The following is a 24,411-nucleotide window of genomic DNA, read 5'->3' as shown; positions in this document are numbered from 1 at the left end:
AACCCTCCTTTTTAATTGTTATTTTTGGTGTAATTGATATGAACATTCAGCAACAATTTAAGTTAACTGGTAACGAAAGCGGTTATTGGTTTGTAAGTAAAAATGGACGACTATGGTTACCTAATGGTGAAGTACCAGTCGGTCGTGCAAACGATTTCTGTTTTAATGGTTTACTTGCCCAGTCGATAGGGCAATGGCAAGGACAAACTGCATGGTTAATTTGCCAAGAAATGAGCCATTCAATGAGTTCAATCAGACCATTGCTGGGCAATAGTGATCAGACATTATTTAACATGGCGGGTCGTGCTGTACAATTATCTGAATTTTATCGTTCACATAAATTTTGTGGTTATTGTGGGCATGAAATGTATATCAGTAAAACAGAGTGGTGCTGTATGTGTGCGAATTGTAAAGAGCGCTATTACCCACAAATCTCACCCTCTATTATTGTCGCTATTCGCGATAAAAATAAAATTTTATTAGCTAAGCATGTCAGACATAACCAAGATAATTTATATACGGTATTAGCTGGTTTTACAGAAGTTGGTGAAACGATGGAAATGGCCGTTGAGCGTGAAGTATTTGAAGAATCACAAATTAAAATAAAGAATATTCGTTATGTCGGATCGCAACCTTGGCCTTTTCCTAATTCACTTATGATGGCTTATTTAGCTGATTATCAAAGTGGTGATATTACTATTGATAAAAATGAGCTTGTCGACGCTAATTGGTATCACTATACCGAGTTACCTAAAATTCCGGAATATGGCACCATAGCAAGAAGGTTGATTGAAGATACTATCGTACTTTGCCGTGAATATGACGAATTTGGTGAAAATTAATCATATTCACGTTAATATCAATAGGCATATTGTCTATTGATATTCAATTGTTCTTGTTAAGTTAATGGTTTTGGATTCTTCACCTGAAGTAACGCACACCGCTTTGGTCCAGTCGCTGTTTTCATTATAATCAGAGTAAGTACATGTTTCAGTTAATTCTACTTCCTGTTGGTTCTTATCATTAATAATGATGTCACCATTTGATGCTAATTTAAATGTTTTGGTAATCGTTTTTTCAAGTTGATTGTTGGCGTTGTACACGATGTCTTTTTCTTGTGCTAAAACAGGAAATCTTGTTTTGTTATCAACAGGTACATAGGCATTATACAACACGAGTTCGACACGATCGTTTTCATAAACAATTTTACTATTGAAAATAACGTTATTTTCGGCGAAATGTGATAGATTTGTTTCAATCAGATGCCCTTGTTCATCAAATTCAGAACTGGCAACAATATCACCATCATTGTTTTTCATACCCAAAATATTTTTTTCTGAATCAAAAGTAATATCATATTCATTTTTGGTATTGTTCATGCCATAAATGTATTTAGCTGTATCATAATTGACTTCACCATGAAGACCTTCTAAATTGTAATTAGCTACATAACCTTGTGCATTATAGTTAATGATTTTATTACTCTTTGCTGAACTTTGGATTTTTTGTTGTTTAATCAGTTTATTATTGGGTAATAATTCTGGTTCAGTATGAAAAAGATAGCTGTTAATAATACTGAGTGTTAATTTTGGAGTAGATTGTTGTGATGGTTTGGTTATTTGTTCATCTGAGTTTACCGTTGAAGGTGCATTAGATGTCGTTACGGTATTTGTGGTATCAGCAGATGTGTTTTGATCGGTATTACTTTTGCTATTGTTGTTAGTCTCAACACTTTTATTGGTTGTTGTGTCGGTTGTTGTGCCATTTTTTTTATCATCACAGCCTATTAATAATGCGGTGCCTAATAAACAAATGGAGATATAAGTTATGTAATTTTTCATATTATTGGCTCTATTTATGTTAATATTTAAAAGATATTATTTCTTTAGTTTCAATTGTTAATATTTCAAATCATCAATTCATCTATTCTTTTTAATGGCTTTGACACCAGATCGCCAGAGCATCACAGTTCCATTGTTTCATCATGGTGCACCAGGTTGATCGCCAGCTCCTTATTGTGTTATCGGTTAATTTTAGTTTTTTCTCAAGTTGTGCATTAGTTTCGCCAGCAACAAGTAAATCGATAAACTGCAACCATAATTCGGGTTTAGGCAAACGATTTAATTTGGTGCCGTTTAAAATATTAAAACTATGCCGGCATCGCTTGCAACGATAACAAGTACGACTCCCAACTTTGGTGGTATCGGTTGAACCACAGTGTATACACGTTGGGTTTTGTACATTGAGCAAAGCTGTTATTTTTTCACTCACGACTTTATGTTGTTTAATCAAAACCGGATTTAAGCAGCTCTGTTGTTTTTTGGTATACCATTGATACAATGCGTGATAATGCGATTTTAAATAATCAATCATCGCGTGATCTCGTCGCATCACTTTCTCAACTGAGCATCCTAAATTGTTAGCTATGGTATTATAGCTTTGATTTTGAATACGGTTAATAAAAATAATTTCTAACCAATTAAAGGGCGTTAGCCGACTAAAAGGTGTATTGACTGCTACAGTAAAATATTTATAACACGCTTTACATCGATAAGTTGTGGTGGGTTTGGAGCGAATCAAATAAAATTCATTTTTGCCACAAAATGGACAAGCATCAATATGTTGAGATGTTATTTTTTCTAGATCGTGACGAAAAGCATTTAGCTGCTCATGCAATTCTAGTGGTATGAGTTCATCGATCATTCATTGTTTACTCCCTTATCCCTTATCTGCCTAAATATTATCAGATTTTTACATAAACATATAGCTTTCCTTAAACTTTTTTACATTATTTAACTCGTTGATGCACGAAAGTTATAAATAGCTTTAGCAAGTAATCAAAGAAATAAATTGAGCCTATGCACAGCATATTAGATTGGTAAGTAAATAAAAAGGTAGTTGAGTATTGATAATGGTAAGTTGCTTTAATTTAACCCCTATAACGGCAAGTAAAATCGACATTAACGTTTGAATGCTAATTGTCGATTTTAGTTAATTTGAAAAATTATTGATGATTTAACCATTCTGCGACTTGTTTAGCAAAATACGTTAATATGCCATCAGCGCCTGCGCGTTTAAAGCAAAGTAACGATTCCATTATGGCTGCTCTTTCATCTAACCAGCCATTGTCAATAGCTGCTCTTAACATGGCATACTCTCCGGATACTTGATAAGCAAAAGTCGGTACGGCAAAATTGTCTTTTACTCTCCGTACAATATCAAGATAAGGCATACCGGGTTTTACCATAACCATATCAGCCCCTTCACTAATATCTTGATAGATTTCTTGTAGTGCTTCATCACTATTTGCAGGATCAAGTTGATACGTTTTTTTATTGCCACCTTTGATATTTTTGGCAGAACCAACCGCATCGCGAAAAGGCCCGTAAAAGCTAGATGCAAATTTGGCGGAATAGGCCATTATTTGTGTATTAACTAATTGCTGTTGTTCTAATGCATCACGTATAGCGCCGATACGCCCATCCATCATATCGCTTGGTGCTATAATATCTGCACCTGCTTGTGCCTGCATTAATGCCTGTTTAACTAAAGTTTCAACCGAGATGTCATTTTGTACATAACCTTGTTCATCTATGATGCCATCTTGACCATGAGTTGTATAAGGATCTAACGCGACATCTGTTAATATGCCAAGTTCTGGTATTTCCTTTTTTAGTGCCTGTATCGCTCTTGGCACTAATCCATTTTCATTATAAGCTTCTTCAGCCAGTAAGGATTTTTGCGCAGGGTCAATGGCTGGAAAAAGTGAAACAACAGGAATACCTAATTTAGCAATTTCTTGCGCTTCTTTTAATAAGACGTCAATACTCATACGATTCACTTTAGGCATTGATGAAACGGGCTGTGTAATGTTTTTCCCTTCCACAATAAAAACAGGATAAATTAAATCGTTAACTGTCAGTTGATTTTCAGCAACTAAACGTCGACTAAAATCCTGATAACGATTGCGACGTAAACGTCGTTGCGGATATTGACCAGTAAAAAATAATGACATAACACTACCTAACTATCTTTGTAAAGAATTGCTTTATTATCGGACTGTGTTACGAGATTAGCAAATTAATTTGTTATGGCGTAATAATTCGATATTTTACTTTACAACATAGTTATATTAGAGGTAAAATTGCGCACTAATTTTTAGTCCTTTGTGATATTAAACAAATTTGAGGTGAGAGGCACATGCCAGTAATTAAAGTACGTGAAAATGAACCTTTCGATGTAGCTTTACGTCGTTTTAAACGTTCTTGTGAAAAAGCAGGAATTTTAGCTGAAGTTCGTAACCGCGAGTTTTATGAAAAACCGACGACAATTCGTAAACGCGCTAAAGCAGCAGCTGTTAAACGCCATGCTAAAAAATTAGAAAGAGAAAACGCTCGTCGCACTCGTCTATACTAATATTTATACAGAAAATTACAATTGATATAAAAAATCAATTTTATCTATTTTTGATATAAAGAATTTTTAACAAGCCGTACCCATAGATACGGCTTGTTGTCTTTGTGTAATGCCAACATTGATATCGGTTGAATTTTTATCATGAAAGGTCTTATTCCTCGCGATTTTATTTTAGATTTGATTGCTCGCACCAATATTCTTGATGTGATCGGCAAACGCGTCAAAATGAAAAAGAAAGGAAATAACTACTTTGGTTGTTGCCCTTTCCATGATGAAAAAACGGCCTCTTTTTCACTCAGTGAAAAAAAACAGATTTACTATTGTTTTGGCTGTGGTGCATCTGGCTCTGTTGTTAATTTTTTAATGCAATATGATCGTTTATCGTTTCCTGAAGCGATAGAAGAGTTAGCCAGTATGCAAGGAATTCGTGTTCCTTATACTGATACGGATAATAAGCAAGATGATCAAGCGAAACATATTGAATCACGTAATGTCCGTAAAGACCTGTATACACTGATGGCAAAAATCACTCATTTTTACCAACAGCAGTTAGCATTACCTACCTCGATTGATGCACAACATTATCTTGAGCAACGAGGTCTGAATCATGAAATTATCGCTAGATATAAAATTGGCTATGCACCTAATGAATGGCGTTTAACTTCGCAAAATGTAGTGAAAAGCAATGCCGAGTCAACATTGTATAATCAGGCCGGAATGTTAGTTACTAATGATAATGGCAACCAATATGATCGTTTTCGAGGACGCATTATGTTTCCTATTCGTGATAGGCAAGGTAATGTAATTGCATTTGGTGGGCGAACAATCATTAATGATTCGGCGAAGTACATTAATTCACCCGAAACACCAATCTTTCATAAAGGTTTTCAACTCTATGGACTTTATGAAGCGCAAGAAGTCAACCGAAATCCTGAAAAACTTATTGTTGTTGAAGGGTATATGGATGTGGTTTCGCTAGCACAATATGGTATAGATTATGCGGTAGCTGCGTTAGGTACTTCGACGTCGGAAGAGCATATCAAATTATTGTTTAGAGCAAGCGATTCAGTCATATTTTGTTATGATGGTGATAATGCCGGACGCAGTGCTGCTTGGCGGGCATTGAATGTTTTATTACCTTGCCTGATTGATGGTAAAAAAATTACCTTTGTTTTTTTACCTCAGGATGAAGATCCTGATAGTTTTGTACGTAAAGTTGGTAAAGATGGATTTGAAGATTATCTGAAAACTGCGCCAACTTTATCTGAATTCTTATTTGATGAATTGCTTAAACAAGTTGATTTGAAAACAGCAGAGGGAAAAGCAAAATTAAGTTCTTTAGCGATTCCTTTGTTAGATCAAATTAAAGCCAAAGCGTTTCGATTAAATTTATTGCAACAACTTGGGCGTTATTTGGGGTTACTTGATGTAACTCAAATAGAGCAATTAATGTCGACAAGTCGTCAAAAAGGCGAAGATAAAGTGACTGAGATAGCACCTGCATCTCAGATGAAATTAACCACTATGCGTATTTTGATTGGTTTATTGATTCAATATCCGAATCTTGCCAAACAAGTGACTGATATTGCAGTTATGCGCCAAGTTAAATTAGCTGGTATTGATATTTTTATTGAATTGCTTGAATTATGCCAGCGTTACCCAAATATAACTACTGCACAGATATTGACTGAATGTATTAATAGACCGTTTTATAAGCAATTAAACCGGTTGGCAACATTTGAGTACCATTATCAAGATGAGGAAGTAAGCTCAATTTTTTCTCATACTTTAAAAGAGTTGTATGATAATATACTCACCCAAAGACAAGATGAACTTATCGCAAAAGAGAGAGTCTCAGGCTTAAGTACTGCAGAGAAAAAAGAATTAGCGACGCTTATACTTGTTTTATCAAAAAAAGACTAAATATACTGGGTATAGGTAATATAAAACTTTTTAAGTTATACCTATACAATATACATGACCGAATAACTAAATGTGGACACCTTTTATGGAGCAAAATTCTCAATCACAGTTAAAACTCCTGATCATCCGAGGTAAGGAGCTAGGATACTTGACCTATGCTGATGTCAACGATCACTTGCCAGAAGAAATTATTGATTCAGATCAGATTGAAGATATTATCCAAATGATTAATGACATGGGGATTCAGGTATTAGAAGAAGCCCCAGATTCTGATGAGTTGTTACTTTCAGATAATGTCCCTGATGAAGAAGCGGTAGAAGCGGCAACAGCATTAGTATTATCAAATGTTGAGTCAGAAATAGGTCGAACAACTGATCCTGTGCGTATGTATATGCGTGAAATGGGTGCGGTTGAACTATTAACTCGCGAAGGCGAAATTGACATAGCAAAACGCATTGAAGATGGGATTAACCAAGTTCAAACTTCGGTATCAGAATACCCAGAAGCTATCACTTATCTTTTAGAACAATATAATCTAATTGAAAGTGGTGAAGTTCGTTTATCTGACCTCATTACCGGTTTTGTGGATCCTAATGCTGAAGAGTCAACAGAAGAGTTACCTGAAGAACTTGAAGACAGTGAAGCAGAAATTGAGCTTGATGATAGCGATGATGAAAACGAAGAAGAAGAGGGAGACTCTTCAGCCGATGATGATGTATCTATCGATCCTGAAGTTGCTAGAGCTAAATTTGCTGAATTAAAAGAACAGCATGATAAAACATCTGAAGCGATCAAAAAGTATGGTCGTGCGCATAAAAAAGCACAACAAGAGATCGAAAATCTATCTGAAATATTTAAACAATTCCGTTTAGTTGGCAAGCAATTTGATATTCTTGTTAACAATATGAGAAGTATGATGGATCGTGTCAGAGCGCATGAACGTGCGATTATGAAGATCTGTGTTGAGCAATGCAAAATGCCGAAAAAGCAATTTATGACGCATTTTACTGGCAATGAAAATAATATGAGCTGGTTCAATAAAGCATTAACTGCTAAAGGTGCTTTTGCGGCAAGCTTAAAAGAGTTTGAAGAACCCATCCAAGCTGAAATTAACTTATTACAGCAAATCGAAATTGAAACCAATCTTTCGATAGAGCAAATTAAAGATATTAATCGACGAATGTCGATTGGTGAAGCGAAAGCTCGTCGTGCTAAAAAAGAGATGGTAGAAGCCAATTTACGTTTGGTAATTTCTATTGCGAAAAAATATACCAATCGTGGATTACAATTCTTGGATCTTATTCAAGAAGGTAATATTGGTTTGATGAAGGCAGTTGATAAGTTCGAATATCGACGTGGTTATAAATTTTCAACCTATGCAACATGGTGGATTAGACAAGCAATCACTCGTTCAATTGCTGACCAAGCAAGAACAATTCGTATTCCGGTTCATATGATCGAAACCATTAATAAATTGAATCGTATTTCACGTCAAATGTTACAAGAAATAGGGCGTGAACCAACACCGGAAGAGTTATCAGAGCGTATGCAAATGCCGGAAGATAAAATTCGTAAAGTACTCAAAATTGCTAAAGAGCCAATTTCGATGGAAACACCAGTTGGTGATGATGAAGATTCACATTTAGGTGACTTTATCGAGGATACTGCACTTGAGCAACCATTGGATGCGGCAACTTCTGAAAGTTTACGAAGTGCAACACGTGATATCTTATCTGGATTAACGCCAAGAGAAGCGAAAGTATTACGTATGCGATTTGGTATTGATATGAATACCGATCATACGCTTGAAGAAGTTGGTAAACAATTTGATGTAACACGTGAACGTATTCGTCAAATTGAAGCTAAAGCTTTACGTAAACTACGTCACCCTAGCCGTTCTGACGTACTTCGTAGCTTCTTAGAATAATTATTTTTACCCATTTATATCGCCACTTTTGTGGCGATTTTTTTTGACTTATTATACTCAACGCCATGAATATACTACAACGTTTTAAAATTGATCCTTTTTTGCTAACACTGATTTGTGTTGTTATCACAGCTAGCTTTTTTCCTTGTGAAGGGCAAACAAAAGTTGTGTTTCAATACTTGACCACCTTTGCAATTGGTTTGCTTTTTTTTATGCATGGCGCAAAACTTTCATTAGATGCCATCATAACTGGCATAAAAAATTGGCGTTTACATCTATTCATTTTTAGCACTACTTTTATCATTTTTCCTGTACTGGGAATAATGATGCATTTTTTAGTCCCCACTTTTTTATCACAAGAACTTTATCAAGGATTTGTTTACCTTTGTGTATTACCTGCAACCGTGCAATCTGCAATTGCGTTTACTTCAATCGCAAGAGGCAATGTCGCTGCTGCCATTTGTAGTGCATCGGCATCGACATTATTGGGTGTATTTATTACTCCAATATTAGTGGGTTTATTAATGAATACACAATCATCAGGCTCTATGAGTATGCTTGATGCAATTTCATCTATTATGTTAAAGCTAATGTTACCTTTTATTCTTGGTCATTTATCCAGACGTTTTATTGGTAAATGGGTAGATAAATATAAAAGTGTCATTTCTAAAACTGATCGTATTTCGATTTTATTGGTGGTTTATGTTGCTTTTAGTGATGCGGTGGCAAATGGTATTTGGTCAGAAATTAGCTTACTATCACTGGTACAAATAATTTTCTATTCAATTGTGTTATTAACCATTGTATTACTTATTACTACGTATGGTTCACGGTTGTTTGGTTTTAATAAAGAAGATGAAATCACCATTGTGTTTTGTGGTTCAAAAAAAAGTCTAGCAAGTGGTATTCCTATGGCAAGCGTTATCTTTCCTATTTCTGTTATGGGAATAATGATTTTACCATTGATGATTTTTCACCAAGTTCAATTAATGATTTGTGCAGTATTAGCTGCTCGCTATGCCAAACGAAAAATATAAAAATTGTTTTGCTCATTGCTTAATTCTCAAGGATAATAGAAGCGCTATTAACAACAGAAAGATATATTATGTTACATCTATTTGCTGATTTAGAATTTTCCACCATTGTATTACTAGTTTTGGCGCTATTTTTTGTGCTTTTTTATGAAGCAATTAATGGCTTTCATGATACAGCTAATGCGGTTGCAACAGTCATTTATACTAGAGCATTAAAAGAACAGCTTGCCGTTTTTATGGCAGGTATGTTTAATTTTTTTGGTGTTTTGCTCGGTGGTCTTAGTGTCGCTTATGCTATAGTGCACCTATTACCAACTGATTTATTGCTTAATGTAAGTTCATTACATGGGCTTGCGATGGTGTTTTCTATTCTATTTGCCGCTATCCTTTGGAATTTAGGTACCTGGTATGTTGGGCTTCCAGCATCGAGTTCACATACGCTGATAGGCTCAATTATTGGTGTGGCAATTGCAAATGCATTTATTATGGATACCTCAATTATTGATGCATTAAATATTCCGAAAATGCTACAAATCTTCTTGTCCTTAATTATTTCTCCTGTTGTTGGGCTTGTGCTTGCAGGATTAATGATTTTTTTACTGCGAAAGTATTGGACTCGTAAAAGCCAAAGTAAAAAAAGCAGTAAAAAACGTGAACGTATCTTTATGACGCCAGAACAACGTGAAAAACTTTACGGTAAGAAAAAACCACCATTCTGGATCCGCATAATGCTTATTATATCTGCCGCTGGTGTAAGTTTTTCACATGGCGCTAACGATGGGCAAAAAGGTATTGGTTTATTAATGCTGGTCTTAATGGGCATTGCTCCTGCTGGGTTTATTGTTAATATGGGCGCATCTACTTATGAAATTACCAATACCCGTAATGCGATTCATAATATTCAAGAGTACTTTGTAACACATAATGATGATCTGATGAATGTTATTGGTAAACAACCCGCTTTAGATACTAGTATTCCTGAAGGCGACCTGAATAAGTACCATTGTGATTATTCCCGTTCATTTATCACTTTAGGCATTGCTAATAATTTATTCAATAAAATTAATGATTATGAATCCTTAACCGTTGAGCAACGTTCACAAACCAGACGTATATTATTATGCTTATCTGATACGGTTTCTCATGTGGCTAAGCAACCCAATGTCTCTTCACAAGATAAACAATATTTAAAATCATTAAATGATGATTTACTTAAAACTATTGAATACGCACCAATTTGGATAATTATTGCTGTAGCGTCTGCATTAGCGGTTGGAACAATGATTGGTTGGCGACGTGTCGCTATTACTATTGGTGAAAAAATTGGTAAAAAAGGTATGACTTACGCACAAGGCGTATCAGCACAAATTACTACCGCATTATCTATTGGTATTGCGAGTTATACCGGTATGCCAGTTTCAACTACTCAAGTACTTTCTTCCTCTGTTGCAGGTACAATGATCGTTGATGGTGGTGGTGTGCAAAGTAAAACGATTAAAAATATTGCATTAACTTGGATATTAACCCTACCAATATCGATTTTGTTATCTGGCTCACTTTTTTGGCTTGCTCAAAAATTAATTTAGTAGTAAAAATAGAGTACTGATTTTAACTTAACTAGGACGTTAACAATAAGAAGGAGTAAAGTATCATGGCTTATAAACATATATTAGTCGCAGTTGACTTATCACCTGAAAGTGAGGTTCTTGTCGAAAAAGCAGTCTCTATGGCTAGACCATATAATGCTCAAGTATCCTTAATTCATGTTGGTATTAACTATTCAGATCTTTACACTGGTTTAGTTGATATCAATATGAATGATATGAAAGATCGTATTACTGAAGATGCGCATCTTGCATTGAATAAATTAGCCGATGATGCTGGATACCCGATTGCACATACTCTTTCTGGAAATGGCGAGTTTGGTCAAGTCTTAATTGAAGCTATTCATGAATATAGTATTGATTTGGTCGTTTGTGGTCACCACCAAGACTTTTGGAGCAAGTTAATGTCTTCTGCTCGTCAGCTTATCAATAATACCCATATTGATACATTGATAGTTCCTCTAAAAGATGAAGAGCCTTCTGAAGAAACAGCCAAATGAACCGCTAAATATCAACCCGCTTAACTAGCGGGTTTTTTATATTTTTAACAATCCTTTTATCTTAAACAAATTTTTTTAAAAATACGGCTTAATCTATTTATTTAATTGCCACTTTTTGTCTATTCATTTAATAATTTAAAGAATATACTCAGATTCAATATTTAGAATATAAGGAGATTTATTATGAATATCGCATTAGTTACCGGTGCCTCTTCTGGATTTGGTCAGGCTATTTGTCGTAAATTGATTGATGATGGATATAAAGTCATTGGTGTGGCAAGGCGCGCAGATAAATTACAAAAGTTAGCAGAAGAATTAGGTGCTAATTTTTGTGCATTGCCTTTAGATGTCACTAAAAAAGATGCCGTAGAATCAATCTTGTTACAATTGCCTAAAGAGTTTCAACCTATCGATATTTTAATAAATAATGCAGGATTAGCCTTGGGATTAGAACCCGCTTATCAAGCTAATTATGAAGATTGGGAAACTATGGTTCAAACTAACATAGTTGGCTTAATTCATTTGACTCACCATCTTTTACCTGGCATGGTTGAACGAAACTTTGGTTACATAATTAATCTTGGCTCTGTCGCAGGGACTTATGCTTACAAAGGTGGAAATGTCTATGGCGCAACAAAAGCCTTTGTTAAACAATTTAGTGCGAATTTACGTACAGATTTGTTAGGCAAAAAAATTAGAGTCACAAATATAGAGCCTGGATTGTGTGGTGGGACTGAATTTTCTAATGTCAGATTTCATGGTAATAATGAACAAGCAGCAGCCGTGTATGAAGGGGTTGACTATATAACACCTGAAGATATTGCTAACACTGTTTCATGGCTGGTTAACACACCAACACATTTTAATGTCAATGCACTCGAAATTATGCCAGTTGCTCAAGCTTCTGCTGGATTAGCCGTTTATAAAGAAACTAAATAGATAATTGACGTCGATATTGGATAAACAATATCGACGCGGTTTAATGTTAAAAAAATAGATATGGTTAACAAAATAGACTTGCACTTCTGTCAATGGATTGCTATCCTTTTCCCTTGTAATTTTGATTGAGGTTAATGGTAATGACATTTACTGAAGTAACGAAAACATTTGCGACAAGCTTGCCGGGTACAGATAGTTATGTAAAACTGCGTAAAGCTATGCGTACATTGATTCAAGAAGATCCAAACAATGCTTCAGTTTATTTTTTGATCTTTGGTTTTGCGCGTACTTACGTCATGTTATATGAAGATCAGGAAGTTTCACCAAAATTCGCCGAAGAGAATCAAAAAGTTATGCTATCTTATCTTAATATTCTTGATGAAGCGTTAAAAAAACAAGACGCTAAAACTCTTTATCAAGCTTTGAATAAGGTAGTTAATGAGTACGAAAATAGCAAAAAAGTATTTTAAATAACAGCCTGACATGAAAGTGTCGGGCTGTTTTGTTTAGAGTAAAAACTAATTAGGAAAAATGATGACAATGTTAATGATCATTTCAGGCATTATTGGCACCTTAGGCACTATTATTCACTATAGGGCGGGTTGATTTTTCCTTAAAAAAATATAAAAAACCCGCTGAAAAAAGCGGGTTTTTAGTTTATATAAAACATGTTCAAGAACCTTAAAAATAGGCATTTGAAAAAAATAATATAGTTCAAAATGATACGCCTGTTTTCAAAAACTATTCAGTGGTTTAGGTAAACGGGTATTTTGAATTTTAATTGGCATAAATTAGGATAATAAGTAAAGGTGTGATATGAAAGTTTTGAAATTTGGCGGGACCTCTGTCGCTAACGCAGAACGTTTTTTGCGAGTTGCAGAAATTATTGAAAATAATGCTAAGCAAGAACAAACTGCAACAGTTTTATCTGCACCAGCTAAGATTACTAATCATCTGGTTGCGATGGTTGAAAAAACCGTAGCAGGGCAAGATATACAGAATAATATTTATGATGCGGAAAAAATATTTGCTGATCTATTAGCCGGTATCGCAAAAGAACACCCTAATTTTGCCTACGATAAAATGAAAAGTTTTGCTTTAGATGAATTAAATAATATCAAGCAATTATTAGAAGGCATTCGTTTATTAGGGCAATGTCCAGATAGCATTAACGCTTCAATTATTTGCCGAGGCGAAAAACTATCAATTGCTATCATGCAAGAGTTGCTCAAGGCAAAAGGGCACTTAGTCACAGTAATTAATCCTGTCGCAATGCTCATTGCTGAAGGCGGTTATCTAGAATCTACCGTCGATATAGCAGAATCCTCACATCGCATTAGCGAAATGCATATTCCACAAGATCATATTATTTTAATGCCAGGTTTTACCGCTGGGAATGATAAAGGCGAACTTGTTGTGCTTGGTCGTAATGGTTCAGATTATTCCGCATCAGTATTAGCCGCCTGTTTGCGTGCAAGTTGTTGTGAAATTTGGACCGATGTAGATGGCGTCTATACCTGTGATCCGCGAATTGTGCCAGATGCTAAATTGCTTAAAACCATGTCTTATCAAGAAGCGATGGAACTGTCTTATTTTGGTGCTAAAGTGCTTCACCCTAGAACCATTTTGCCGATTGCACAATTCCAAATCCCATGTTTAATTAAAAATACCAATAATCCAGATGCACCCGGCACACTCATCGGTGCAAATGTTGTTGATTCAACAACCCCAGTAAAAGGCATCACTAATTTAAATAATATGGCGATGATTAACGTATCAGGCCCAGGCTTAAAAGGTATGGTTGGTATGTCGGCGCGTGTTTTTTCCGCTATGTCTTACGCGGGTATTTCTGTTGTTCTCATTACTCAATCTTCCTCAGAATATAGTATTAGCTTTTGTGTACCACAAGCAGAGCTCTATCGAGCAGAAGAAGCATTAGGTGATGAATTTTATTTAGAATTAAAAGATGGATTATTAGAGCCAATTGAAGTCATCGAAAAACTAGCGATTATTTCAGTTGTGGGTGATGGAATGCGCACTTTACGTGGACTTTCTGCTAATTTCTTTACAGCATTGGCTCGCGCCAATATTAATATTGTTGCCATTGCTCAAGGTTCATCCGAGCGCTCAATTTCGGTTGTAGTTGATAATGATGTTGCAGTGATGGGCGTAAGAGTTACTCATCAAATGTTATTTGGTACCGATAAAATGCTGGATGTTTTTGTAATTGGTGTTGGCGGCGTGGGTGGTGCGCTTATTGATCAAATTGAGCGACAACAAAAGTGGCTCAAAAATAAACAAGTTGATCTGCATGTTTGCGGGTTATTTAACTCTAAGCACGGTGTACTTAATCGAGATGGCATTAATCTGACAAATTGGCGAGAGCAAATAAAACAGAGTGAAACAAGCTATACTTTAGATAGCATAATTGAATTTGCTAAGAATAACCGATTACTCAATCCAATTTTAGTTGATTGTACATCAAGCAGTGAAGTTTCTGATAAATATGCTGACTTTTTGGCTAATGGATTCCATGTTGTTACGCCAAATAAAAAGGCTAATACCAGTTCAATGGCTTACTATTTACGTTTACGTCAAGAAGCCGCTAAAAGTAAACGTAAATTCCAATATGATACCAATGTTGGGGCAGGACTCCCTGTTATTGAAAATTTACAAAATCTACTTAATGCCGGTGATGAGTTAATTAGATTTTCAGGTATATTGTCTGGTTCATTATCCTTTATTTTTGGTAAGCTTGATGAGGGTATGTCACTATCTGAAGCAACAAAACTTGCTAAAGAAAAAGGTTTTACTGAACCCGATCCTCGTGATGATTTATCAGGTACCGATGTGGCAAGAAAATTATTGATTCTAGCCAGAGAAGCGGGTTTGCAGCTTGAGCTTGATCAAATTAATGTTGAATCCGTTTTACCAGAACAATATGCACAAGGTAATGTGGATGAATTTATGGCTAAATTACCGCAACTTGATGCTGAGTTTAAATTAAAAGCCGAGCAAGCAGCAAAACAAGGTAAAGTATTACGTTATGTTGGTAGTATCGAAAATAATCAATGTAGCGTTAAAATCGAAGCTGTTGATAGTGATGATCCACTTTACAAAGTGAAAAATGGCGAGAATGCATTGGCATTTTATACCCGTTATTATCAACCTATTCCACTGGTATTACGGGGTTATGGTGCAGGCAATGATGTAACTGCAGCCGGTGTCTTTGCTGATATTTTACGTACGACATCAGGCAAGATTGGAGGCTAAATGAAACAGCAATCTTTAACGGTTTATGCACCAGCATCAATGGCAAATATTAGTGTAGGTTTTGATATTTTAGGTGCGGCAATTCACCCCATTAGTGGGGCGATGCTAGGTGATTGTATTACTGTTGCGCCCGCTGAAGAATTTACTCTTACCAGTAAAGGGCAATTTGTAAAAAAATTACCGCGCGATCCAAAATACAATATCGTTTATCAATGTTGGCAACGATTTTGCCAAGCTATGGGTAAAACGTTACCCGTGCATATGACCCTTGAAAAGAATATGCCAATTGGTTCTGGTTTAGGTTCTAGTGCTTGTTCTGTCGTTGGCGCTTTTGTTGCTTTAAATGAATTTTTTGATAAACCGTTTAACGAGTTTCAAATGTTGTCAATGATGGGTGAACTTGAAGGTCGAATTTCAGGTAGTGTACATTATGATAATGTAGCGCCTTGTTATTTAGGTGGTTTACAACTTATTATTGATGAAATCGGGACAATCAGTGAGTCGATTCCGCACTTTAACGATTGGTACTGGGTAATGGCTTACCCGGGGATTAAAGTGTCGACAGCTGAAGCGCGTGCGATTTTACCTGCTCAGTATCAAAAAGCTGACTGTGTTGCGCATGGTCGCTATGTAGGTGGATTTTTGCATGCTTGTTATACTCAGCAACCAAAATTAGCAGCGGCAATGTTGGTTGATAATATTGCTGAACCTTATCGTAAACAGTTACTACCTAACTTTGATCAGACGCAAAAACGTGTTAAACAGCTGGGTGCGTTAGCATCGGGTATTTCGGGTTCGGGTCCAACAATGTTTGTCATTGCTGATAAACTTGAAATTGCTCAGCAAATTGAAGCATTACTCAAAAGTGATTATTTACAAAATGATGAAGGTTTTACCCATATCTGTAAAATAGATACACAAGGTGCAAGAGTTATTTAAAATCCTATAAAAAGCGTAATTGAAAAAATTATTTTTTTGGTTGATAGATAATAAAACGAATAAATTATTACAGCATAAATATAACTGGAACATATTATGAAATTGTACAATTTGAAAGATCATTCGCAGCAAGTTAGCTTTTCCCAAGCTGTGCAACAAGGATTAGGAAGAGGACAAGGTCTATTTTTCCCGCAAGAATTACCAAAATTTTCTGAAAATGAAATTGAAGCATTATTAAAACTGGATTTTATAACTCGTAGCGCCAAAATTTTATCGGCGTTTATTGGCGATGAAATTAGTCAGGATGATATGTATCGATTAGTTAATAATGCTTTTCAATTTCCAGCGCCGGTCAAATCGGTTGAAGCAGATATTGGTTCATTAGAGTTATATCATGGTCCAACACTTGCGTTTAAAGATTTTGGTGGACGTTTTATGGCACAAGCGTTAGTGCAAGTGGCTGCGGATAAACAAATTACGATATTAACAGCAACTTCGGGTGATACAGGTGCCGCAGTGGCGCATGCTTTTTATCATTTACCTAATATTCGTGTTGTCATTTTATATCCCGAAGGAAAAATTAGTCCATTACAAGAAAAGCTATTTTGCACCTTGGGCGATAATATTCATACTATCGCTATTAAAAGTGACTTTGATGCATGCCAAGCCTTAGTTAAAAAAGCATTTGATGATGAAGAGTTAAAAGCACTAATTGGATTAAATTCTGCAAATTCGATTAACATCAGTCGTTTACTGGCACAAATTTGTTACTATTTTGAAGCTTATGCTCAACTGACACCAGCGCAACGTCAACAATTAGTGATTTCAGTACCTAGTGGTAACTTTGGTGATTTAACAGCCGGTTTATTGGCTAAAACAATGGGGTTACCAATTAAACGTTTTATTGCTGCAACGAATGCAAACGACACGGTGCCACGCTATTTAGAAACTGGAAAGTGGGAGCCTCATGCAACAGTTGCTACGCTTTCTAATGCTATGGATGTGAGTCAACCGAATAACTGGCCTCGTATTGAAGAGATTTATCGTCGCGAAGGCTGGGTGTTAAAATCACTTGGGCATGCGGCGGTGTCTGATGAAGTCGCTTCACAAACGGTAAGAGAATTAGATAAAAAAGGTTATTTGTCTGAGCCTCATGGCGCGATTGCTTATCGGGCATTACGTGATCAGCTGCAAGCAGGTGAATATGGATTGTTTTTAGGTACGGCTCATCCAGCAAAATTTAAAGAGGTGGTTGAAGATATTCTTGGTAAATCAATTCCACTGCCTAAAGCATTAGCTGAACGTGCAGATATGACACTACTTTCGCATCATATGCCAAATGATTTCGCCAAATTACGTGATTTTTTAATTAATTTATCTTGGTAAAATTAGTTCCGCTGCCAATCGGTGGCGGATTATTCTTTATCATCAAATATGGTTTAGCTAATTTCAGTTATTTATTTTGCTATTAAATTTATCCTCACGATTTTTACATTCAATCACATATACATTATTTTAGTAAACACCAATTCAATAGTATTTATTTTGCTGTTTAGACATATCTTGTTTAAATCACTATTTTCAGCTATTGTAATATCAATTAGGCCATTATAAGGATATTGTTATGTACTGTCCGTTTTGTAATGCAGATGATACAAAGGTGATTGATTCGCGTCTTGTTGGTGAAGGTTATCAAGTCCGTCGTCGTCGTCAATGTGTTGAGTGCAATGAGCGTTTTACCACATTTGAAGTGGCTGAATTAATTATGCCTAATGTGATTAAAAGCAATAAAGTTCGAGAACCATTTAATGAAGATAAGTTGCGTAATGGAATAAAACGAGCGCTAGAAAAACGCCCAGTTAGCTTTGATGCGATCGAAGATGCAATTACGCGCATAAAATCAAAAATCAGAGCTACCGGTGAACGTGAAGTGCCAGCAAAATTAATTGGTAGTTACGTTATTGAAGAGTTAAAAAACCTCGATAAAGTCGCTTATATACGTTTTGCATCAGTTTATTTTAGTTTTGATGATATAGAACAATTTAGTAATGAAATTGCTAAATTACAACAAAAATAATGACCCTTATGACAACGCCTTACGATACCGATCAACTTTATATGAATCAAGCCATTGAGCTTGCTAAACTTGGTCGCTTTACTACAACACCTAATCCCAATGTCGGTTGTATTATCGTTAAAGATAATCAGATTATTGGTAAGGGGTACCATCAAAAAGCGGGGCAACCCCATGCGGAAGTTTATGCTTTGCAAATGGCGGGTGCTAATGCCGTAGGTGCAACTGCATATGTAACATTAGAGCCTTGTAGTCATTTTGGACGCACTCCCCCTTGTGCCGATGCCTTAATCAAATCAGGGATAAAACGTGTTGTGATTGCTATGCAAGATCCTAATCCTAACGTGGCCGGTAATGGTATTAAACGTTTACAAGATGCTGGTATAGCGGTAACTGTCGGTGTTTTAGCTGACCAAGCGGAAGCAATTAATCAAGGTTTTTTAAAACGTATGCGCACAGGCTTACCTTTTGTCCAACTTAAACTGGCTGCTTCGTTAGACGGAAAAATCGCCATGGCATCAGGCGAAAGTAAGTGGATAACCTCAAACAAAGCCAGAGAAGACGTACAACAGTTTCGTGCTCAAGCCAGTTGTATATTAAGTACCCGTAAAACAGTACAAACCGATAATGCAAGTTTAACCGTTAGATATCACCAATTACCCGATGACATACAGAAAATCTACCCTGTAGACAAGATTAGACAACCCATTAGAGTAATTATTGATGGTCAACATCAACTAACCGGCGATGAAAATATTTTCCAACAACCCGGTGAAACTTGGGTTGTACGAAAGCAAAATTTATCGATTGCAATGCCTAATACATCGTTGATTGTAGAGCCTTCAACTAATCAGTATATTGATTTAAACGTTTTACTCGAAAACTTAGCGCAAAAGCAGATAAATAGTGTTTGGGTTGAAGCAGGCGCACACCTTGCTGGTGCGTTAATTGAACAAAATTTAGTTGATGAATTGATTATTTATTATGCGCCAAAATTGCTAGGCCATAATGCTAACGATATGTGTATTTTACCCAATTTGCAAAAATTATCCCTAGCTCCTCAATTTCAATTTGAATCAGTTGCAGCAGTTGGTGAGGATATGCGCGTTATTCTAAAAAGAAAATCATCTGCAATTTGATAACAATTCAATTCCCTATTTTGAAAAAAGGAAAACGTTAATTTGAATAGCGAACGGAGCCTTTTGTATGAAAAAGCAAGCTTTAACAAGCTGGATATCGATTATTTTTTTACGTTAGATGAGTATCAAATTATCGATGATTTTATTTATGCGGATATATCTGGAATAGCAAAAGTATGTGGTTATCAAATTCTGTTTTTTTATATTTTGGGGCATGTTGAAGTATTATCACTGGAAGATGTGGTGGAGAACACGTTTTTACGTGATAAAGCTAATCAAATTTTAACTTATCTAGGCTTTGATTTTAAAATGGGGCATCCGTTTGAGTTAACAGATGAGTTTAATCATAATTTTAAGTTCAAAGACTCTATTGATGACGATCAGGTGCGTTATTACTATGATTTTGACGAGATGTTAATTGTTTTAGGTATTAATTGGCAGGGATTTTTAGTTTCATTCGAAATGGTAAAAGATAAGACAATTATCCATAATCGCCTGAAAAATTTTTATTCATAAATGAACTGTATTTTCTATTGCAAAAACGAACTGTGCTCAGTTGAGTAACGGCATCTATTGTTAATAAGATGCCGATACCTCTATGAGTTAAATGCGAATACTTGATTCGGTGATTATCATGAATTACCTTGAAGAATGGCTAATAGTTGTTCTGGTGTTTTTACTGCTAAGATGCGCTCAAGTGTATCGTCTGCAATTACGGCACGTGTTAATTTACGTAAGATATCTAAGTGCTCATTTGATTTAGCTGCAATGCCAACGACAACATAAGCAATATTATTATCTTCATCCCACTTGATACCTTGTGGATAATAAATTACTTTAAGTCCTGATTCGATAACACTATCACGTTTTTCGGTTGTGCCATGTGGAATTGCTATACCATTACCCAAAAAAGTCGAAATTTGAGCATCACGATCGAACATTGCTTGAGTATAATCATTTTTGACTAATCCCGCGTTAATCATCTTTTCAGATACCGCTCTTATCGCCTCTTGTTTAGAAAAAGAGCCATCTATGATTGAAATATCATTGACATTAAGTTTTAAATTGCTCATTTGTTATCCTTATTTTGTTAGTCTACCGCTGATGAGCGGTAGACTAATTTGTTGATTATACTGTTGCTTTATTGGCTAATTTTTTGTTTTGTGCAATACGAACTAAACCTAATAAAATAGCGCCAACTATTGCGCCCGCGAAAATGCAACCTACCCATAAAAATGGTTTATTGACCAGTGGCAGTACTAAAAAACCACCGTGAGGTGCAGGGACTTGAATTTGGCATAAAAAGGTTAAAACAGCTGCAATAGCAGACGATAACATCATAATTGGAATCACGCGCAATGGATCTTTTGCTGCAAAAGGTATTGCTCCTTCTGTAATGTGTGTTGAACCCAAAATATAATTGACCAGACCAGCTGCACGCTCTTCTTCAGTAAAGGCTTTATCGCGGAAGATTGTTGTTGAAAAAGCAATAACAAACGGGGGGGCAATACAAGCTGCAGAGACACCAGCCATAAAATAGAAATTGCCTTCACCTAACAACATGGTACCTGTTACGTAAGCGGCTTTATTTACTGGACCACCAAAGTCGAATGAACACATCGCACCAATAACAATACCTAATAAAACAGGATTAGCAGATTGCAGTGATTCAAGGAATGACTTCATGGCATTATTTACTGTCGCAATCGGACCACCGAGTAAAAACATACCTGCACCAATCACAAATACGCCAATGAGTGGCATAATGAAAATGGATTTAAGCCCTTCAAATGAACGTGGAAGTCCATCTAACAATTTTTTGACAAACAGCATTAAATAACCGGCAGCAAAACCAGCAATAATCCCACCAAGGAACCCAGCTCCGGTGATATTAGCAATCAGTCCACCGACAAATCCGGCAACCATTCCTGGTCGGCCAGCTATAGAGTACGCTAAGAAACCGGTAAAGATAGGAACCATAATGCCAAACGCTTGCCCACCAATTTTCATTAATAACGCGGCAAATTCATTATATTGAGCATTATCAGGGTTAGCTGAATATATCCCCCATAAAAACGATAACGCAATTAAAACTCCGCCAGCTACCACAAAAGGTAACATGTTCGAAACGCCGCTCATTAAGTGTTTATAAATTTGACGACCAATGGATTCTTTAACTTCTATCTGGTTAGATGATGAATTGGATTTGTCTGAATTGTTATTTTTGCCTTTACGGATGGGAACAGCGCCTGATGTGATTTGTTCAATAAGTACTTTAGCTTTATGAATACCATCTTTAACAGGTACTTCAATAACAGGTAAACCATTAAAGCGGTCAGGGTTGACATCTTTATCAGCAGCAATAATTACCCCAATTGCCTCGCTAATATCTGCGTCTGTAATAGCGTTATCAACACCGCCTGCGCCATTGGTTTCTACTTTTATTTCAAAGCCAGCTTTTTCGGCAGCGCTTTTTAAGGCTTCTTCCGCCATATATGTATGTGCAATACCAGTTGGACATCCTGTGACAGCTAATATTTTTCTCATAATGCTCTCCTATTTACTTGATTTGGGTAACGACAACTTGACCCATATAAATGTCAATTTTGTCTAATTGACCTAATCCATCTGACTCGGCAACATTAGCGCCTGTTGCTGAGGCCTTTTTCATGGCTTTTTCAATATTTTGTTGTTCAAAAAGCCACTCACTAATAAATGCAGCAAGCGATGCGTCACCAGCACAAGCCGAACTAACTAGATTTATTTTCACCGCATTACAAAACCAAATATGCGTGCCGTCTGAAAAGTACATGCCTTTGTCACCCATTGTTAATAAAATGTTTTGTGCGCCTTTTAAATGAACAGCCTCAAGTGCGGTTATGATTTGCTGTTGGGTATTAGTTTCAAGTCCAAAAATTTCTTTTAGTTCATCGTCATTAGGTTTAATTAATAATGGCTTATACTTTAGTAATTCACTTAATTTGGGATGACTAATATCAAGAATGACTTGGATATTTTTGGACAGACATAAATCTAAGATAGACTGATAATAATCTGGTTCAATATTATTTGGCAGACTTCCGCTGATCACTAAATAACTGTCATTGGCTAACGAACTAATAATCGCTAGCATTTCACTTTTTTTGTTATCAGGAACAAACGGTCCTTTCCCCACCAATTTATATTCATTATGCCCATCGTTGACAAAAACATTGATACGCGTGATGTCATCAATAAAGCAAGGTTTGGTTTCAAGTTGCAATTTAGTTAATTCATCAACAATGTACTTACCCGAAAAACCACCAAAGAAACCTAAAGCACAGGTTGGTTTATTGAATTTATGTAATACAATCGATACATTGATAGCTTTACCATTTGGGCTATATTCCGTATGCGAAGTACGATTGACACAATTGGGATAAAGCCCTTGGCAACGAATATTCATATCAATGGCGGTATTGAGTGTTAAGGTATAGATCATCATGCTTAGCCTCTATAATTTTCCTGCGCATCCGCATGTTGTGATGATTTTTTTGACGATCTCTTTCATTGCTGCTTTTGCTGGTTTCATATAGTGACGAGGGTCATTTGCATCAGGATGTTCAATAAAATATTGTTTGAGGGCATCAGAAAACGCGATTTTTAATTCTGTCGCTACATTGACTTTACAAATACCGCGTTTAATGCATTCACGTACATCTTTATCTGGCACGCCCGATGCGCCATGTAATACTAGTGGAATATCGACCATTGAACGTATTTCCGATAAACGATCAAAGTCTAGTTTGGGTTCTGATTTATAAAGACCGTGCGCAGTGCCAATTGCAATTGCCAGTGAGTCAATACCTGTTTTTTCTATAAATTCAACTGCTTGTTTAGCATTAGTGTATAAAGCATCTTTAGCATCAACAACTAAGTCATCTTCAACGCCACCTAGTCGTCCTAATTCTGCTTCTACACTGACATCGTAACGGTGAGCATATTCAACGACACGTTTAACAATGGCAACATTTTCAGCGAATGGAAAATGAGAACCATCAATCATCACAGAGCGAATACCTGCATTGATTTTGGTTGTTATATCATCATAGTCTTCATGGTGATCTAAATGAAGCGCTAAAGGAACATTATGTTTTTTCGACAACTCATAAGCAATAGCAACAATATTTTCTGTTCCTGCATAACTATAGGTTCCTGGGGTTCCTGCTAAAATCACAGGGGACTGTAATTGAGCAACTGTTTCTACAATGACTTGCATTGTTTCTAAATTATGAATGTTAAAGGCGGGTACGGCATATTGCTCTTTTTGCGCTTTTTTTAACATATTATGGCTAGAAATAATTGACATATAACTTCTCCTAAAATTTTTATTAACTACTTAATTTTTTAACTTTCGAATTGAAAGTTATTTTTTTAAATTATGATTGCAAAACGAAAGTTATACTAGTGTTAATAGCGTGAGGTGGATCACAAAAATAGATTTTAATATGTCGAACAAGATAAACTTGTTGCTAAAGTTGCATTTTAACGTTTAACTGGTCAAGGCTGATTTAAGACTACTAAATCGCGATAATTAACATTGATTCATGTTTAGGATAAATTTCTTCACATTAATTGATGTTGACCACTTGTATGATAAATTT

General features: G+C 35.9%; 22 protein-coding genes. 15 read left to right on the top strand and 7 right to left on the bottom strand.

Translation table 11 applies throughout. The features are described 5' to 3' along the window. Positions 1-38: 38 nt before the first annotated feature. Positions 39-842, top strand: coding sequence for an NAD(+) diphosphatase (gene nudC / locus J3U56_RS04180; protein WP_267366812.1), 804 nt, complete (start codon positions 39-41; stop codon positions 840-842). A 33-nt stretch (positions 843-875) separates the two neighbouring features. Here the strand turns inward: nudC and J3U56_RS04175 are convergent, their stop codons facing one another. The 3 genes from J3U56_RS04175 to hemB form a co-directional block, all read right to left on the bottom strand. Further along, complete coding sequence (locus J3U56_RS04175; RefSeq protein WP_267333576.1) at positions 876-1,841, bottom strand: hypothetical protein; 966 nt, start codon at positions 1,839-1,841, stop codon at positions 876-878. 91 nt (positions 1,842-1,932) lie between these two features. Then, a complete protein-coding gene (locus J3U56_RS04170) occupies positions 1,933-2,703 on the bottom strand; it encodes a hypothetical protein (protein ID WP_267343965.1) in 771 nt (256 codons plus the stop codon). A 301-nt stretch (positions 2,704-3,004) separates the two neighbouring features. Further along, positions 3,005-4,015: a porphobilinogen synthase gene (gene hemB / locus J3U56_RS04165; RefSeq protein WP_267366810.1), complete on the bottom strand. Its 1,011-nt coding sequence runs from the start codon at positions 4,013-4,015 to the stop codon at positions 3,005-3,007. Positions 4,016-4,200: 185 nt separating this feature from the next. Here hemB and rpsU point away from each other — a divergent pair, with 185 nt between their 5' ends. The 14 genes from rpsU (at position 4,201) to J3U56_RS04095 (ending at position 20,284) form a co-directional block, all read left to right on the top strand. Then, on the top strand, positions 4,201-4,416 hold the full coding sequence (rpsU, locus tag J3U56_RS04160) for a 30S ribosomal protein S21 (RefSeq protein ID WP_024495180.1): 216 nt from the start codon (positions 4,201-4,203) through the stop codon (positions 4,414-4,416). A 141-nt stretch (positions 4,417-4,557) separates the two neighbouring features. Further along, on the top strand, positions 4,558-6,339 hold the full coding sequence (dnaG, locus tag J3U56_RS04155) for a DNA primase (RefSeq protein ID WP_267333573.1): 1,782 nt from the start codon (positions 4,558-4,560) through the stop codon (positions 6,337-6,339). An 85-nt stretch (positions 6,340-6,424) separates the two neighbouring features. After that, entirely contained in the window at positions 6,425-8,266 is a 1,842-nt protein-coding gene (rpoD, locus tag J3U56_RS04150; protein ID WP_267333572.1) for an RNA polymerase sigma factor RpoD, read from the top strand. Positions 8,267-8,331: 65 nt separating this feature from the next. After that, entirely contained in the window at positions 8,332-9,303 is a 972-nt protein-coding gene (locus J3U56_RS04145) for a bile acid:sodium symporter family protein (RefSeq protein WP_267366808.1), read from the top strand. Between the two features lie 68 nt (positions 9,304-9,371). Further along, on the top strand, positions 9,372-10,886 hold the full coding sequence (pitA, locus tag J3U56_RS04140) for an inorganic phosphate transporter PitA (protein ID WP_267333570.1): 1,515 nt from the start codon (positions 9,372-9,374) through the stop codon (positions 10,884-10,886). A 65-nt stretch (positions 10,887-10,951) separates the two neighbouring features. Beyond that, positions 10,952-11,404, top strand: coding sequence for a universal stress protein UspA (gene uspA / locus J3U56_RS04135; protein WP_267333569.1), 453 nt, complete (start codon positions 10,952-10,954; stop codon positions 11,402-11,404). Positions 11,405-11,587: 183 nt separating this feature from the next. Then, entirely contained in the window at positions 11,588-12,343 is a 756-nt protein-coding gene (locus J3U56_RS04130; protein ID WP_267333568.1) for an SDR family oxidoreductase, read from the top strand. Between the two features lie 140 nt (positions 12,344-12,483). Then, positions 12,484-12,813: a hypothetical protein gene (locus J3U56_RS04125; RefSeq protein ID WP_065633901.1), complete on the top strand. Its 330-nt coding sequence runs from the start codon at positions 12,484-12,486 to the stop codon at positions 12,811-12,813. Between the two features lie 346 nt (positions 12,814-13,159). After that, entirely contained in the window at positions 13,160-15,616 is a 2,457-nt protein-coding gene (gene thrA / locus J3U56_RS04120) for a bifunctional aspartate kinase/homoserine dehydrogenase I (protein WP_267333567.1), read from the top strand. Further along, a complete protein-coding gene (gene thrB, locus J3U56_RS04115) occupies positions 15,617-16,555 on the top strand; it encodes a homoserine kinase (protein WP_065633899.1) in 939 nt (312 codons plus the stop codon). A gap of 96 nt (positions 16,556-16,651) precedes the next feature. Continuing rightward, positions 16,652-17,941, top strand: coding sequence for a threonine synthase (thrC, locus tag J3U56_RS04110; protein WP_267333566.1), 1,290 nt, complete (start codon positions 16,652-16,654; stop codon positions 17,939-17,941). A gap of 238 nt (positions 17,942-18,179) precedes the next feature. Then, positions 18,180-18,632: a transcriptional regulator NrdR gene (nrdR, locus tag J3U56_RS04105; protein WP_065633897.1), complete on the top strand. Its 453-nt coding sequence runs from the start codon at positions 18,180-18,182 to the stop codon at positions 18,630-18,632. Between the two features lie 8 nt (positions 18,633-18,640). Next, positions 18,641-19,768 (top strand): bifunctional diaminohydroxyphosphoribosylaminopyrimidine deaminase/5-amino-6-(5-phosphoribosylamino)uracil reductase RibD, encoded by a 1,128-nt coding sequence (gene ribD / locus J3U56_RS04100; protein ID WP_267347581.1) that lies wholly within the window; start codon positions 18,641-18,643, stop codon positions 19,766-19,768. 42 nt (positions 19,769-19,810) lie between these two features. Continuing rightward, positions 19,811-20,284, top strand: a complete 474-nt coding sequence (locus tag J3U56_RS04095; protein WP_267347582.1) for a hypothetical protein — start codon at positions 19,811-19,813, stop codon at positions 20,282-20,284. Between the two features lie 116 nt (positions 20,285-20,400). Here J3U56_RS04095 and J3U56_RS04090 read toward each other — a convergent pair whose 3' ends face one another. Genes J3U56_RS04090 through J3U56_RS04075 form a run of 4 tightly spaced genes read right to left on the bottom strand, consistent with a single transcriptional unit; the run spans position 20,401 to position 24,116 of the window. Continuing rightward, on the bottom strand, positions 20,401-20,841 hold the full coding sequence (locus tag J3U56_RS04090; RefSeq protein ID WP_267347584.1) for a PTS sugar transporter subunit IIA: 441 nt from the start codon (positions 20,839-20,841) through the stop codon (positions 20,401-20,403). 55 nt (positions 20,842-20,896) lie between these two features. Beyond that, the gene (locus J3U56_RS04085) at positions 20,897-22,315 is read right to left on the bottom strand and encodes a PTS fructose transporter subunit IIC (RefSeq protein ID WP_267333562.1); all 1,419 of its coding nucleotides are present in this window, start codon (positions 22,313-22,315) and stop codon (positions 20,897-20,899) included. A 13-nt stretch (positions 22,316-22,328) separates the two neighbouring features. Next, positions 22,329-23,249 (bottom strand): 1-phosphofructokinase, encoded by a 921-nt coding sequence (pfkB, locus tag J3U56_RS04080; protein WP_416379583.1) that lies wholly within the window; start codon positions 23,247-23,249, stop codon positions 22,329-22,331. 12 nt (positions 23,250-23,261) lie between these two features. Then, positions 23,262-24,116, bottom strand: a complete 855-nt coding sequence (locus J3U56_RS04075; protein WP_267366806.1) for a tagatose bisphosphate family class II aldolase — start codon at positions 24,114-24,116, stop codon at positions 23,262-23,264. Positions 24,117-24,411: the final 295 nt, after the last annotated feature.

This window comes from Gilliamella sp. B2824, from assembly GCF_026536245.1.
Classification (GTDB): Bacteria; Pseudomonadota; Gammaproteobacteria; order Enterobacterales; family Orbaceae; genus Gilliamella.
This window is presented reverse-complemented; position numbering and strand designations above follow the sequence as displayed.